The 12,252-nt window shown below is 70.9% G+C and carries 14 protein-coding genes; 7 read left to right on the forward strand and 7 right to left on the reverse strand.

The features are described 5' to 3' along the window. Positions 1 to 103 precede the first annotated feature (103 nt). Positions 104 to 607 carry a hypothetical protein gene (locus ACFXMG_RS10855; RefSeq protein WP_383814807.1) on the reverse strand — a complete coding sequence of 168 codons (504 nt, stop codon included), beginning with the start codon at positions 605 to 607 and terminating at the stop codon, positions 104 to 106. 56 nt (positions 608 to 663) lie between these two features. On the opposite strand from ACFXMG_RS10855, the gene ACFXMG_RS10860 reads away from it, so the two are divergent. Together ACFXMG_RS10860 and ACFXMG_RS10865 are read left to right on the forward strand one after the other, a co-directional pair. Beyond that, positions 664 to 1,245: a hypothetical protein gene (locus ACFXMG_RS10860; RefSeq protein ID WP_383814805.1), complete on the forward strand. Its 582-nt coding sequence runs from the start codon at positions 664 to 666 to the stop codon at positions 1,243 to 1,245. A gap of 114 nt (positions 1,246 to 1,359) precedes the next feature. Beyond that, positions 1,360 to 1,908: a DUF4262 domain-containing protein gene (locus tag ACFXMG_RS10865; protein WP_383814803.1), complete on the forward strand. Its 549-nt coding sequence runs from the start codon at positions 1,360 to 1,362 to the stop codon at positions 1,906 to 1,908. A gap of 6 nt (positions 1,909 to 1,914) precedes the next feature. On the opposite strand, the gene ACFXMG_RS10870 is transcribed toward ACFXMG_RS10865, so the two are convergent. Further along, a complete protein-coding gene (locus ACFXMG_RS10870) occupies positions 1,915 to 2,589 on the reverse strand; it encodes a response regulator transcription factor (RefSeq protein WP_383814801.1) in 675 nt (224 codons plus the stop codon). After that, complete coding sequence (locus ACFXMG_RS10875) at positions 2,586 to 3,782, reverse strand: sensor histidine kinase (RefSeq protein ID WP_383814799.1); 1,197 nt, start codon at positions 3,780 to 3,782, stop codon at positions 2,586 to 2,588. The genes ACFXMG_RS10870 and ACFXMG_RS10875 overlap by 4 nt, the downstream gene beginning before the upstream one ends. 114 nt (positions 3,783 to 3,896) lie before the next feature. On the opposite strand from ACFXMG_RS10875, the gene ACFXMG_RS10880 reads away from it, so the two are divergent. Both ACFXMG_RS10880 and ACFXMG_RS10885 read left to right on the forward strand, forming a co-directional pair. After that, positions 3,897 to 5,474, forward strand: coding sequence for a hypothetical protein (locus ACFXMG_RS10880; RefSeq protein WP_383814797.1), 1,578 nt, complete (start codon positions 3,897 to 3,899; stop codon positions 5,472 to 5,474). A 436-nt stretch (positions 5,475 to 5,910) separates the two neighbouring features. Next, positions 5,911 to 6,390 (forward strand): DUF6924 domain-containing protein, encoded by a 480-nt coding sequence (locus ACFXMG_RS10885; protein WP_383814795.1) that lies wholly within the window; start codon positions 5,911 to 5,913, stop codon positions 6,388 to 6,390. A 150-nt stretch (positions 6,391 to 6,540) separates the two neighbouring features. Here the strand turns inward: ACFXMG_RS10885 and ACFXMG_RS10890 are convergent, their stop codons facing one another. The 3 genes from ACFXMG_RS10890 to ACFXMG_RS10900 form a co-directional block, all read right to left on the reverse strand. After that, positions 6,541 to 7,686 (reverse strand): hypothetical protein, encoded by a 1,146-nt coding sequence (locus ACFXMG_RS10890; protein WP_383814793.1) that lies wholly within the window; start codon positions 7,684 to 7,686, stop codon positions 6,541 to 6,543. 331 nt (positions 7,687 to 8,017) lie between these two features. Beyond that, entirely contained in the window at positions 8,018 to 8,140 is a 123-nt protein-coding gene (locus ACFXMG_RS10895) for a hypothetical protein (protein WP_383814791.1), read from the reverse strand. A 47-nt stretch (positions 8,141 to 8,187) separates the two neighbouring features. Further along, complete coding sequence (locus ACFXMG_RS10900) at positions 8,188 to 8,811, reverse strand: TetR/AcrR family transcriptional regulator (RefSeq protein WP_383814790.1); 624 nt, start codon at positions 8,809 to 8,811, stop codon at positions 8,188 to 8,190. Positions 8,812 to 8,891: 80 nt separating this feature from the next. Here ACFXMG_RS10900 and ACFXMG_RS10905 point away from each other — a divergent pair, with 80 nt between their 5' ends. The 3 genes from ACFXMG_RS10905 to ACFXMG_RS10915 all read left to right on the forward strand — a co-directional run bounded on the left by ACFXMG_RS10905 (position 8,892) and on the right by ACFXMG_RS10915 (position 11,166). After that, positions 8,892 to 9,503: a pentapeptide repeat-containing protein gene (locus ACFXMG_RS10905; RefSeq protein ID WP_383814789.1), complete on the forward strand. Its 612-nt coding sequence runs from the start codon at positions 8,892 to 8,894 to the stop codon at positions 9,501 to 9,503. A 45-nt stretch (positions 9,504 to 9,548) separates the two neighbouring features. Then, positions 9,549 to 10,196, forward strand: a complete 648-nt coding sequence (locus tag ACFXMG_RS10910) for a hypothetical protein (protein ID WP_383814787.1) — start codon at positions 9,549 to 9,551, stop codon at positions 10,194 to 10,196. Between the two features lie 142 nt (positions 10,197 to 10,338). Then, complete coding sequence (locus ACFXMG_RS10915; protein WP_383814786.1) at positions 10,339 to 11,166, forward strand: oxidoreductase; 828 nt, start codon at positions 10,339 to 10,341, stop codon at positions 11,164 to 11,166. Between the two features lie 197 nt (positions 11,167 to 11,363). Here the strand turns inward: ACFXMG_RS10915 and ACFXMG_RS10920 are convergent, their stop codons facing one another. Next, positions 11,364 to 12,185: an NAD(P)H-binding protein gene (locus ACFXMG_RS10920; protein ID WP_383814784.1), complete on the reverse strand. Its 822-nt coding sequence runs from the start codon at positions 12,183 to 12,185 to the stop codon at positions 11,364 to 11,366. Positions 12,186 to 12,252 lie beyond the last annotated feature (67 nt).

Here is a 12,252-nt window from a genome sequence, read left to right on the forward strand (position 1 = left end):
GACTCTCGAAGGCGGCCGATCTCGTCGCCGCGTCGCTCGTTCCTCGAACCCCACCGCACGGAGGTCCCCTTTCAGGTCACTTGCGCTTCGGTCTGCCTCTGTCCTACGCCCCGCGTTCTTCGCACAGGTCGACGTACGCGTGAAGGTAGTCGGGGTTGCTGCGGAACTCGCCCAGGCCGATCGTGTCGAACTCGTCCGCGGTGGTGGTCGACCGTACCCCAAGTACCGCCAACGCATGGTTGATTGATGCTTGATCAGGTGTCACTCGTTCCTGGCCGTGGAACGCAGCCGCCCACTGTCCGCCCGCGCCGGCGAAGTAGTCGGTCTGGATGATCGCGAACCTGGGTCTCTCCTCGTCGGTCACCTCGCGGGCCAGGTCGTGCAGGACCGCCTCGCTCGGGAACGTCACGCACTCCGAGGCGATCCCGTCCGGCAGATCGAGCTGCGCGGAGTTGCCTCGTACCGCAGCCCAATAGGCCGAGAAGTAGTGATCGATCGGGAAGACACTGATGCCCTCGTGCGTGAGCCTGGCGCGCAGCCCGACCGACAGGGCACGTTGGGTGTCCAACTGCCCGGCTACGACGAGAGCGCACATGGTGTGGGCCATGTGAGCATCGTATCCAGCGGGGTCTGGGAGGGGTCGAGAGAGGGTGGGGGTCTGTTTTGAGTGATGAAGTCGCCGATGCGGCGGCCGAGTTCGAGCGCGCGGCGAACTGGCTGCGCGGCGAGCTGAGGGGAATCGCGGCTGCCCTCACGCACGGGGCGGAGCCGGAGGTCGAGGAGTGGAACCAGGAACGGCGCACCACCCGCGGCGCCATGGGTCGCCAGTTCATGATGCGTATGACTCTGCCCGACGCCGCTCCCGATGCGGCCGCGGCCGCCTCCGCTGTGATGACCGCGGCCGGCTGGTCCGTCGAGACCAGCGAGGACGCATCAGGGACTCGACTGAAGGGGCAGCAGGGCGGGTTCCAAGCCGGCGTCTTCCTCCGGCCGTTCGGCGGTGTCAGCGTGTGGGGCCAGGCCCCGACTGTCTGGTTCCACAGCCACTGGATACGTCCACCGCGCGCGGCAACGCCAGAGACCTTGATGCCCGGCTACGGGTTGTGCCGCATGTGTGACGGCTGGGGCACCTGCATCGAATGCGAGGGGCTGGGCTTCGTGGACGGCCGGCAGTGTCTCGAATGCGGTCTCGGCATGGACTGCTCGTACTGCGCGGGCTCCGGCCAGCAGCGCCTGAACCGCTGACCGAAGGCCGCGCAGGACGGGGAGCCGGCGCGGCACTCCTGCTGATGGAGCCTGCGATCGAGGGGGGCGAACCCCGGTCGCCCGGCTTGCACGCTTGCCTCGTACTCTCCGCTCATGACCGATGCTCTGTTTCCGTGCCGCTGCGTCCTCTGCCACGACTATGGCGACCGGGACGAAGCGGACCGCGTGGAACGGACGGTCATCGAGCATGTGCAGCAGCACGGATGGCACGTCGTGATGGTTCCCGAAGACGAGATCGGTCCTGGATTCGCCTACACGATCGGCCTCGCGCACACCCACGGTGGACCTGAACTCGCCATGTTCGGGCTCGATGTCCACGTCATGCACCGCATACTCAACACTCTCGGAGAGTTGGCCGCCGCAGGCGAGGCGCTGGCGGATGGCCAGACCCATCCCGATGTCGTCGACGGTCATCGAGTCGCCCTCAGGCGCGTCGATCCTCGCTGGTGCCGGACCTTCTTCGGGCGGGCCATCGGGTTCTACCGGCGGCCTCCGCTTCCCGTGCTTCAGGTCGCGTGGCCTGATGTGGAGGGCCGGTTCCACTGGGATGAGGAGGCCGGGGTGGGGCATCGTGAGTCGCAGCCTCAGTTGTGGCTGCCGCCGAGTGAGCACCCTGTCGGAGTGTGGACGGCCGAACTCTGACTCCCTTCAGGGCGGCGGGGCTGTGTCGGTGATGCGGTAGCCCACCCCGGGGGTTGTCGTGATGGCTGGTGGGGTGCCGAGTTTGCGGCGGAGGCGGCCGATGGTGACGGTGACTGTGTTGGTGAAGGGGTCGGCGTTCTCGTCCCAGACCTGTTCCAGGAGGTCCTCGGCGCTCAGGAAGCCGGGGCTGGCGCGCAGCAGGGCTTCCAGGAGGGCGAACTCCTTGGCCGACAGGTCGAGCGGGCGGCCGTCGCGGAGGGCGGTGTGGCGTGCCGGGTCCAGCTCCAGGCCGGCGGCGCGCAGAGTGCGGGCTCGGGCGGTCGGTCTGCGGCGGGCCAGGGAGCGGATGCGCAGGATCAGCTCGGGGAAGTGGAAGGGCTTGCCGAGGTAGTCGTCGGCGCCGAGGGTGAGGCCGCTGACCCGGTCGCCGGGGGTTCCGGCCGCGGTCAGCATCAGCACCATCGCGCGGTCGTCCCGCTCGGTGATCATCTGGCAGAGCGTGTCGCCGTGGATGCCCGGTAGGTCGCGGTCGAGGACCACCACGTCGTACGTGTTCACATCGAGCTTCGCGGCGGCCTCCAGGCCGTCGTGCGCGACGTCCACGGCCATCCCCTGGTCCCGCAGCCCCTCGGCGACGACCTCGGCGAGCGACCGCGCGTCCTCCACGACCAGGATCCTCATCGCGCCGTCACCTCTCCGCTTTCCGCTCCGGCTGCCGACGGCAGCGCCACCGCGACGCGCAGGCCGCCCTCCGGCCTCGCCAGCAGGGCAAGGCGGCCGCCGTGCGCGGCGACGATCGCCGCGACGATCGACAGCCCCAGGCCCGTACTCCCCTCCGGCCCCGTCCGGTCGGCGCCGAGCCGCTCGAACGGCTGCACCAGCCGGTCCACCTGCTCCTGGTCGAGGACGCGCCCGCCGGTCTCGACGACCAGGCACGCTTCCGTAGCGGTGCGTTCGGTGGAGATCCGGATCCAGCCGTTCGCCTCGTTGTGCACGATCGCGTTGTCGATCACGTTCTCCACCATCCGGGACAGCAGCGCCTCGCTGCCCTCCGTCCAGGCACGCGCCCGGACGTCGTCCTCGACGGTCAGCGCTTTCGCGGCGATGTCGGCGGTCCGGGCCGTCAGTGCCGTTCGTGCCAGGTCGCCGAGCGGTACGGGGGTCCGGTCCGCAGGGGGGCCGTGCTGCGCCCGTGCGAGGACGAGGAAGCCGTCCAGCAGGTGGTCGACGCGGTCGAGCTCGGTACGGATCCGGCCGGCGAGGGCGAGGGTCTGTGCCGCCGGCTCCGGTTTGGCGATGGCGACGTCCAGTGACGCCCTCATCGTCGCCAGCGGTGTACGCAGTTCGTGCGAGGCGTTGCCGACGAAACGGCGCTGTGCGACGAACGAGGCTTCGAGGCGTTCCAGAAGGCCGTCGACCGTGTCGGCGAGCTCCTTGACCTCATCGGCGGGACCGGCCACGGCGAGCCGCTGGTGCAGGTTCTCCGCGGAGATGCGGCGTGTCGCCGCGGTGATCAGGCGCAGCGGGCGCAGGACTCGACCGGCGAGGATCCGGCCGAGGAGGAGCGAGAGGCCCACCATCACCGCCAGCGCGATCAGCGAGCCGACCAGCAACTGGTGGTTCTGCTGGGCGTGCACGTCGGAGAGCCGGCTGCTCAGGTCATGTATCCGCTGCTCAGCGAGGGCGAGGGCGAGGTCGGACCGGCCCGGCGGGACCTCGCCCGGAGTCTGTTCGGGGGCGCGATGGGCGACCCTGGCTCCGGACATCAGGTAAGTGAGGGCGAGCAGCACCATTCCGGACACCAGGAATCCCCCGGCGTACAGGATCGTGAATCGTCTGCGTACGGTCCCGCCCCCGCCCTTCGGCTTGCCCATGGGCCCCTCACCTCTTTCGCTTCCCGGCGGGGCCCAGCATGCCCGACCGCACCTAACAGCGAGGTGACAGCAACCGTTCGGACCACGTTATGGCCGGGTCCGTAGACCAGAGCCATGTTTCCGACCAGCGAACAACTCCGGCGGGAGTGGACCGAGTTCCGGCGTCTGGGGCGGGTGATCGCGATGGTGGTCGCGGCCCTGTCCGTCGTCGCCCTCGGTCTGCTCTACGCGTTCGGCAACCACGCCTCGTGCGACGGCCCTTGCCCTGCCAAGCCGATCGGGCCCGACGGCTCCCTCGTCAACGACCAATTCTCCTTCCTGCACCGTGACATGGGCGCCGACGGCAGCATCACGGTCCGGATGACGTCCATGACGGGGACGATCACCTACCCGCCACCGGACCACGATCGGATCGTCCCGGGCCTGGTGCCGTGGGCGAAGGCCGGGATCATCATCAAGGACGGTCTCCGCCCTGGATCCTCCTACGCCGCACTGATGGTCACGGGCAGCCACGGCGTGCGGATGCAGTACGACTACCGCCATGACATCGCCGGCAGTGACACGCGAGTCGGTGGCAGCGGAGGCAGTGGCGGCGAAGTAAGTGGCAGGGGAGGCAAGGGTGGTGGCGCGCCGCGCTGGCTGCGGCTGACGCGGTCGGGCGACACGGTCACCGGCCATGAGTCCGCCGACGGCACGACCTGGACGAAGGTCGGGACCGTGCGGCTGCCCGGGCTTCCCGAGACCGCGCAGGTCGGCCTGTTCGCCGCCTCCCCCGGGGACCTGACGCTACGGAGGACGGGCCTGGGCGGCGCCACGGAGCAGGTGCGCTGGACGCAGGCCGGCGGCACCTTCGACCACGTCACCCTGCGGGGTACGGCCTCCGGGGGCTGGACCGACGACGGCGTCGGTGAGCGGAACCGTTCGGACTGGGAGAAGTACCACCTGGCGTCCGGGGCGGTGGAGAAAAACGGCACGATCACCGTCACCGGCAACGGCGACATCGGCCCGGCGGGTGCCGAGGACGGCGCCCGCCCGGTGGAACGCACCCTGGGCGGCCTGGGCCTCGCGCTGCTCGTCGTCCTCGTGGTCGCGGTACGTTTCGCCACCTCCGCGCGCCGGTCCGGGAGCACGGACGGAGCCCCGGTCACGCGGCCCCAGCTCGCGGCGAAGGCGATGATCGTCGCGGCGGCGACCTTCACCACCGCGCTCCTCGCTGTGGGCATCGTGATCCCGGGGGGCGCGACGATCCTGAGGGACAACGGGATCCCCGTCATCGAGGTGTCCGCGCTCACCACGACGCGCGTCGTCGTCGGCACGGCCGGCGCCCTCGCCCTCGCCGCCGTGACCGCCCTCGCGCTCGGCTCCCTGCTGCGGCGCCGCCGGCTCGCGATCCTCGCCGCCGTCCTCGCCATCGCGGTGCCGTACGTCGTGACGTCGGTCCCGCTGCTGCCGGACGGCCTGTCGCAGTGGCTCCTGCGGGTCACGCCGGCCGCCGCCTTCGCCGTCCAGCAGACCCTCGTCGAGTACCCACAGGTCGTGGCGCACTACGCCCCCTCCGCCGGCTACTTCCCCCTCCCCTGGTGGGCCGGGGCGGCCGTACTGTGCGCATACGCGGCGATACTCCTGGGCCTCGCCCTCAAGCGCCTCCCCCGCGGCGACGGGCTGACCGGACGCACGGTGGACTGGAGGTGACTCCGGACGGCGCGGGAGGCTGGAGTGTCCCGCGCCGTCCCCTTGTGCCGTCGGGGTGCGAGGACGCCGTGTATTCGATGTCCAAAATCCGCTAGCCCGACGCCGATCCGACCGGCGAGAAACCGCTCATGGTCGCTGAGACACAGGGAGTCCGCATCCGGCATCGCGGGCATGAACCCCAAGAGATCGGGGAGGCGGCGGTGATCTGCGAGAACGCCGTACAGCGTGGGTCGACGGTCGCCGGTGATCAGCCGGTGCTCGGTTGCTGACCCCCGGCGATCCGGGTACGCCCGAGGCCGTACGTCGCGTGGGCTTCGCGCAGGTGGCCTTCGGCGTCGACGCGGAGTGGACCGACCGGGTCGCTCCCAGAGCATGGGTGTCAGTGCGGCATGGGACAGTCCTGCGCATGACCATGCCGGAAGACCGTGCCCGAGTGATGCCCGAGCTCGTCGGACGCGACATGTACGACGCTCTCGTCATCAGGACCGACTTCAGCGATGACGACTCGTGGAATGCGGTGGTCGCGGAGCTGCGCCGCCCGTGGGGGCCGGACGGCGAGTTCCCCGCGAGGGTGCGGACGGTCGACGTGCCCACGTGGTCGGGGGCGACCGCTGATGAGGTCCTTGCCGCCGTGGACGAAGACGAGTATCTGAGCGTCGTCTTCCTCGCCGACCGCCACACGATGCGGTCTCCGGGGCGGGCACTGCTGGCTCTGACGACCACCTGGGAGGACGAGGGCGACCTCGACCCCCTCTACTACCAAGAACTCATCGACTCGCCAGAGCCGCGCGAGTTCCGGACCGCGCCCGCTGCGGTGCACTCGGTCCATGTGAACCTGACGATCGGCAACCTCGGCTTCGCCGAGTTCGCCGCGGCCGCTTCCGCTGAGCCTGATCAGGTCCTGAGGCCCGTCTGACCATGGGGCTCTGGCTGATGCCGGAGTCGGAGAGGCGGTAGGGGGCCGGGTGGGGGTGGCCATGGGTGTGGTCACGGGGGTTGGCGGGCGGGACCGCGGGCGCGCCGCGTGCCGGGAGTCGGCGCGGGCGGACTCCGCCGAAGGGCCAGATCAGGCCCCATAGGAGGTATGGAGGGACGAGGAAGAAGAGCAGGGTGCGCAGTACGGAACCGCCCCCGGGGTAGAGGGTGGTGACGCTCCAGTACGCGGTGGACAGTGCCAGGGCGGAGAAGTACAGGGCGGCGAAGGCCCATCCCGACGAGGGGAGGCGCAGTCCGGGGCCCGAGGGTCGGCGAGCAGTCTCAGCGCTTCCTTGCGGTGCCAGCCCTGCCATGAGGCGGCGAGGACGGCGCAGAGGACGACGAACGCCGTGAGGCCCGCAGCCGCAAGGGCGGCCCACGCGCCGACGTGCTCGCTGAGGTGGTTCATGATCCAGGCCGCTGTCTCGGATCCTCCGGCCGCGCGCCTGGCCGCGCCGTTCACCGTGTCGTCGACGTCGAGCCCGATGATCAATCCGACGAGGGCGCCCACGGAGCCGGCGGCGACCATGCGCGAGCAGGCGAGGGCGCGGACGCGGCGGGTGTGCCACAGGTCGAGGTGGTCGGGCAGCGGCGGCAGCGTCTCGCAAAGGGTGTCGGTCTGGTTCAGAAGGAGGCGGGCCAGGGAGTACTGCACCTGGGTCAGGTCGGCGCAGTGGGAGGTGTGGTCGCGCGCCAGGGAGAAGCGGTTGGTGACCGGCCACTCCTGTGGGCCGGGCGTCCGGAAGGTGCGCGGTGTCCAGTGTCTCCGCCACACGGGCGGTTCCACGGGTTCCGGCTCGGGTTCGCCGAAGACGGAGTCGAGGAACGTCCGGGGAGGCGGAGGGTCCATGATCGAGGCTGCGATCTGCCGCGCCCGGCGCATCGAGAGCTTGGTCGTGCTGACGGACTCGTAGGTGATCACATGGCCGGCGAACGTGAAGGAGCGGCGGGCCTTGTCGACCACCTCCCGGCTGCCGGACCAGCAGGCGGGGCTCGCCTTGGGCAGCCAGGCCAGATGGTGGAGGCCGTCCGCGGAGGTGACCTGAAAGCCTTCGGCGTACGTGGCGTGCTGAACGGTTTCGTCGAGCCGGTCCGTGATCGCCCGCGCGGTGTCGCCCATCGGGCCGGACGAGACCAGGTCCAGCGGAGTCCAGATGTTCACCCACGGCGGTGTGCCCCGGTTCAGCCAGTCGGCCATGCTGCGGTCGCTGTTGAGGAGTCCCGTCCCCGCGCCCACGGTGCCACGGACTCCAGGAACGCCCGACAGGCGATCGCCGCCCCCTGGGAGTGGGCCACCGCGACGAGGCGGCGGGCCCGCTGGGATGCGTCGTCGATCCGGGTGAGCAGGATCTGGCGCATCGCGACGGCCTGGATCTCGCGATCGCGATACGCCTGGGCGTCGCCGATCGACGTCACCAGGGCGGTGACGAGCGGGGCGTCAGTACCTCACCGGCGGGCGAGGGATGGAACGCCTCGGCCCACCGGGCCTCGGTGAGCAGCCAGGTGGCGCGGCGCCCGTCTTCGTGCGTGGTCGTGAGGGTGACCTCCGCCGCGTCGCCCCCGAGGTCTCAGGCCGCGGTGACCTGGGTGCGTAGTCCGTGAGCCCCGCCCGCGGCGGTGAGGACTTCCAGCAGTGGTTCGGCCCAGCTGAGGAGGGTGGCGCCCTTCAGCTGCTGGCCGATGCCGTGCACGAAGACGACGGCGACGTCGTGGGTTTCGGTTTCGAGTGACGGCTCGTTCAGGACACATCGCCGCCGCCGGACGGCCCGACGTCCACGCCCCGGGGCCCTATGCGGTCGAGGAGGACGTCCTCCAGGCGGCGCAAGGGGAAGTCGGGGTCCTCGGCGGCCAGGACCAGGCCGCCGCGGATGCCGGCGACGAGGAGGAGGCGGTCGCCTTCGGGGTCGGGGGAGCCGAGGCGTTCGAGGGCTTCGTCCATGGCCTGGAACAGGTCGGCGGAGTCTACGTCCGCTCCGGCGGCGCGCAGGACGTCCCGGGCCTGGGGGTCGGCGAGGAGGGCGGAGACCGCGCGGCCTTCGTCGATCTCCTCGGGGGAGGTGTCGAGGCCCAGCAGGGCCGAGCGGACGAGGAGGCGCAGGGTGAGGCGGGGGTCGTCCTCCCGGTGGGCGGCGAGTGCGGCGCGGGTGCGGTCGCGCCAGCCGTCCGCGACGTCGATCAGCAGGCCCGCCTTGCTGCCGAAGTGGTGCGAGGGGAGCCCGGCGGCGACCCCCGCGCGGGCCGCGACCTGGCGGAGCGTCGTCGCCTGGTAGCCCTGCTCGGCCATCAGCAGCACGGCGGCCCTGCGGATGCGGGCCCGGGTGGCGTCCCGGACGGCGGCGGAGGCTTCGGGGGTACGGGGCATCGCGTGGTTCCTCTGTCCGTGGTGCGGTCCGGTTTCCCGGAGGTGGTTCACTTTCGATTGAACGATGGTTCAATGTAAACATGCCGATGAACACGCCCGCGTCTCCACCCCCGCCCGTCGACGTGATCCGCTCGCAGGACTGGTACGGCCAGGACATTTCCGGTCGAAGCTATACCCGCTGCGCGTTCATGGACGTCGACATGACGGAGGTGACCAACGACGGGGCGGTCTTCGACCACTGCACCTTCAGGGGGGTGCGCTTCAACGTCTCCCGTCACACCAACGCCGCCTTCACCAACTGCACCTTCAGTCACTGCGTCTTCTTCGACACCCGGTTCACCGACTGCAAACTCATGGGGAGCCTGTTCCAGCAGTGCACCTTCAACCTCTTCGAGGTCAGCGGCGGCGACTGGTCGTTCGCCGGGCTGCCGGGTGCCGACCTACGCAAGGCCGTGCTGCGTTCGGTACGGATGCGTGAGGTCGACCTCACCGGCGCGCGGCTGGAGGACGCCGACGTGACCGACGTCGACCTCTCCGGCGCGCAACTGCACAGCGCGAACTTCATCCGCTGCGACCTCCGGGGCAGCGACCTGTCCTCGCTCGACCCCCTGACCGTCGAGCTGGCGCGCGCCACGGTCAGCCTCGAACAGGCCGCCACCCTCGTCACCGCGATGGGCCTCAACGTGGCCTGAACCGGGCCCCTCGCAAACCGTCTGCCAGATATGAGGAGTTCCATCGTGAGCAACAAGACCCTCCGCCCCGCGGCGACCGTCGTCGCTCTCTGCGCGGCCCTCGCCCTGACCGCCTGCGGGCCGGAAGAGGACGCGGCGACGCCGCCCGCGACGAGCACGGCCACCGCCACGAGCACGAGCACCGCGTCGGCCGCCCCGGCCACGACCGAAGCCGCTCCGTCGGGATCGGCGTCGGCGTCGGCGGAGAAGCCCGGGGAGGCGACCTCCGGGCCCCCGGCCGATGAGACCACCGCCCGTACGCCGTCCGCCGCGCCCACCACCACGCACGTGCCCGGCACCGGAGACGAGGACCCCGGGGACCACTCCGACATCGGCGGACCCACCACGGCCGCTTCCCTGTACGGCGGCCAGACCGTCATGGGCGCCCTGGCGACGTTCGAAGGACTGGCCGAGCACGACAAGTTCATCTTCAGCGAGGCAGGGAGCGACGCCGGCGACTTCCAGGTGGGCGTCGCTCCCGGCGCGACGGCCACCACCTCCAACCCGAACATCGCCAAGAGCGGCACGGAGACCATGACGCTCGCCGAACTGGGCAAGCGACTCGCGGCGACGGCGCCCGACGTGCAGGCGAACATCGTCTGGGAGGTCACTTTCACGAAGGACGGCGACATCAAGACCGTCAAGGACAGCTGAGGTCGCAGGTATCGGGCGAGACGGCCGAACGGGACGGATTCCGACGCCGGTCCCCCACAGCTATTGATCTAGACCTGACTCTAAGTTCTATCGTCGGGTTGTCCGGCCAACAGGCCATCGGATCAAAGGAACTGGGGATGGCATGAGCGTGTGGTTCGTCACCGGGGCATCGCGCGGGCTCGGCGCGGAGATCACCCGGGAGGCGCTGGAGCGCGGGCACAGCGTGATCGCCACGGCGCGGGACGCGTCAGCCGTGCTCCGGGCACACCCGCAAGCGCCGGACGGCCTGCTGGCGGTGACCGCCGACGTGACCGAACCGGAGCAGCTGGCGGCCGCGGTGGTGGCCGGTCTGGCGGAGTTCGGCCGGATCGACGTCGTGGTCAACAACGCCGGGTACGGCCTCGTCGGCGCGATCGAGGAGGTCTCCGACAAGGCCGCCCGGGCACTGTTCGACGTCAACGTCTTCGGCGTGCTCAACACCTTGCGGGCGACGCTTCCGACCTTGCGCGCCCAGCGGGCCGGGCACGTCCTGAACGTCAGCTCCGTCGGCGGCTTCGCCACCGCGCCGGCGACGGGCCTGTACGGCGCGTCGAAGTTCGCCCTGGAGGGCATCTCCGAGGCGCTGCACGGCGAGCTGGCCCCGCTCGGCGTCCACGTCACGATCGTGGAGCCGGGCGGGTTCCGTACGGACTTCCTCAGCGACGCGAGCATGCAGACCGAACCGGCCTCCATCGCCGACTACGTCGCCGGCGCGGGGCCGGTACGCGAAGCCCTGGCCCGGAACGACGGCCGGCAGCCGGGCGATCCCGTGAAGGCGGCGAAGGCCATCGTCGACGTCACCGAGGTCGCCGAGCCGCCGCTGCGCCTCCAACTGGGCGCGGACGCGGTCGAGCGGATTGAGGCGAAGCTGGATCTCGTACGACGCGAACTCGACCAGTGGCGGCACGTCGCGCTCTCCACCGGAATCTGACGGCGACGTCGTCGGAGCGTGCCGTGGCTCACGGGTCCGTGCGGGGGACGCGGGCGATCACACGGTCCAGGGGGAGGCCGCCGAAGCCGTGGGGGTCGATGCTCGCTTCTTCAAGAGCCAGGGGCGCTGTGTGACCGGGCCACCCCCCGGGGCCCGCGCCGGTCGCCGGGGCGCTCCGGATTGACCAGGACGACACATCACTCAGGGCGCGCGGCGGAGGCGACCGCTACGGCCGTGGCCAGGGGGGCGCGGGGTGGGCGGCCTAGGAGGTGGGTGAGGTCGTCGGTGGTGGCGTTCAGGAAGCCGTGGCGGATGCTTGTGGCGATCGAGGCGAGCATGGGCGGCTGGAACGGCAGCAGTTCCGGTGCCTCTTCGAGGAGTCGGCGGCGGTACTCGCCCAGGGTGATGGTGCGGTGGGGGACGCCGAGCCGGGCGGCCACCTGGCCCGCGGTGATCGGGGTGCCGACGAGGTCGTAGACGCGGCCGTCGTGTCCGGTGGGATCCGCCGCGACGAGCGCGGCGGCTTCGGCGAGGTCCTCCCGGGCTACCGCCGCCAGGGCGCCGTCTCCGAAGGGGGACTCCAGCTCCAGAGCGCCGTCGTCGGTCCAGGGCAGCAGGGCGCCGAAGAGTTCGGCGTACAGGCCGTTGCGCAGGATGGTCCACGGCAGGCCGCTCGCCCTCACCAGGTGTTCGGTGGCGCGGTGCGCGAGCGCGAAGCCGAGGTGGTCGCCGCCCGTGGTCAGGCTCGTGTAGACGACGTGGCGGACGCCGTCGCGGGCGGCGGCGTCCAGGACCGCCGCGTGCCGGGCGACGACCTGGTCGTCCTCCGCGTATCCGGCGGAGACCAGCACCAGGGTCGACACCCCGGTGAGATCGAGGCTCGACGGGTCGTCGAAGTCGAGGTGCCGCGTTCCCTCCCCCGGCGTGCGGCTGCCGCCCGTCGCGGCGGCGCCGGTGGCGCGGAGTGCCGCGAGGGTGGCGGAGCCGAGGTGTCCGTTCGCTCCTGTCACAAGGATCATGTCGTGTGCGGCCTTCCGTCGTGGTTCTCGTCGGCGACTACTCTTGATCGCCGACCACCGATCACTG

This window comes from Streptomyces sp. NPDC059201 (assembly GCF_042754585.1).
GTDB lineage: Bacteria > Actinomycetota > Actinomycetes > Streptomycetales > Streptomycetaceae > Streptomyces.

Excerpts from the sequence above, each read along its gene's own strand:
- ACFXMG_RS10915 (WP_383814786.1), top strand. The coding sequence starts at position 10,339 with ATGAGCGTGTGGTTCGTCACCGGGGCATCGCGCGGGCTCGGCGCGGAG.
- ACFXMG_RS10870 (WP_383814801.1), bottom strand. The coding sequence starts at position 2,589 with ATGAGGATCCTGGTCGTGGAGGACGCGCGGTCGCTCGCCGAGGTCGTC.
- ACFXMG_RS10905 (WP_383814789.1), top strand. The coding sequence starts at position 8,892 with ATGCCGATGAACACGCCCGCGTCTCCACCCCCGCCCGTCGACGTGATC.
- ACFXMG_RS10900 (WP_383814790.1), bottom strand. The coding sequence starts at position 8,811 with ATGCCCCGTACCCCCGAAGCCTCCGCCGCCGTCCGGGACGCCACCCGG.
- ACFXMG_RS10865 (WP_383814803.1), top strand. The coding sequence starts at position 1,360 with ATGACCGATGCTCTGTTTCCGTGCCGCTGCGTCCTCTGCCACGACTAT.
- ACFXMG_RS10885 (WP_383814795.1), top strand. The coding sequence starts at position 5,911 with ATGCCCGAGCTCGTCGGACGCGACATGTACGACGCTCTCGTCATCAGG.
- ACFXMG_RS10875 (WP_383814799.1), bottom strand. The coding sequence starts at position 3,782 with ATGGGCAAGCCGAAGGGCGGGGGCGGGACCGTACGCAGACGATTCACG.
- ACFXMG_RS10855 (WP_383814807.1), bottom strand. The coding sequence starts at position 607 with ATGGCCCACACCATGTGCGCTCTCGTCGTAGCCGGGCAGTTGGACACC.
- ACFXMG_RS10920 (WP_383814784.1), bottom strand. The coding sequence starts at position 12,185 with ATGATCCTTGTGACAGGAGCGAACGGACACCTCGGCTCCGCCACCCTC.
- ACFXMG_RS10880 (WP_383814797.1), top strand. The coding sequence starts at position 3,897 with ATGTTTCCGACCAGCGAACAACTCCGGCGGGAGTGGACCGAGTTCCGG.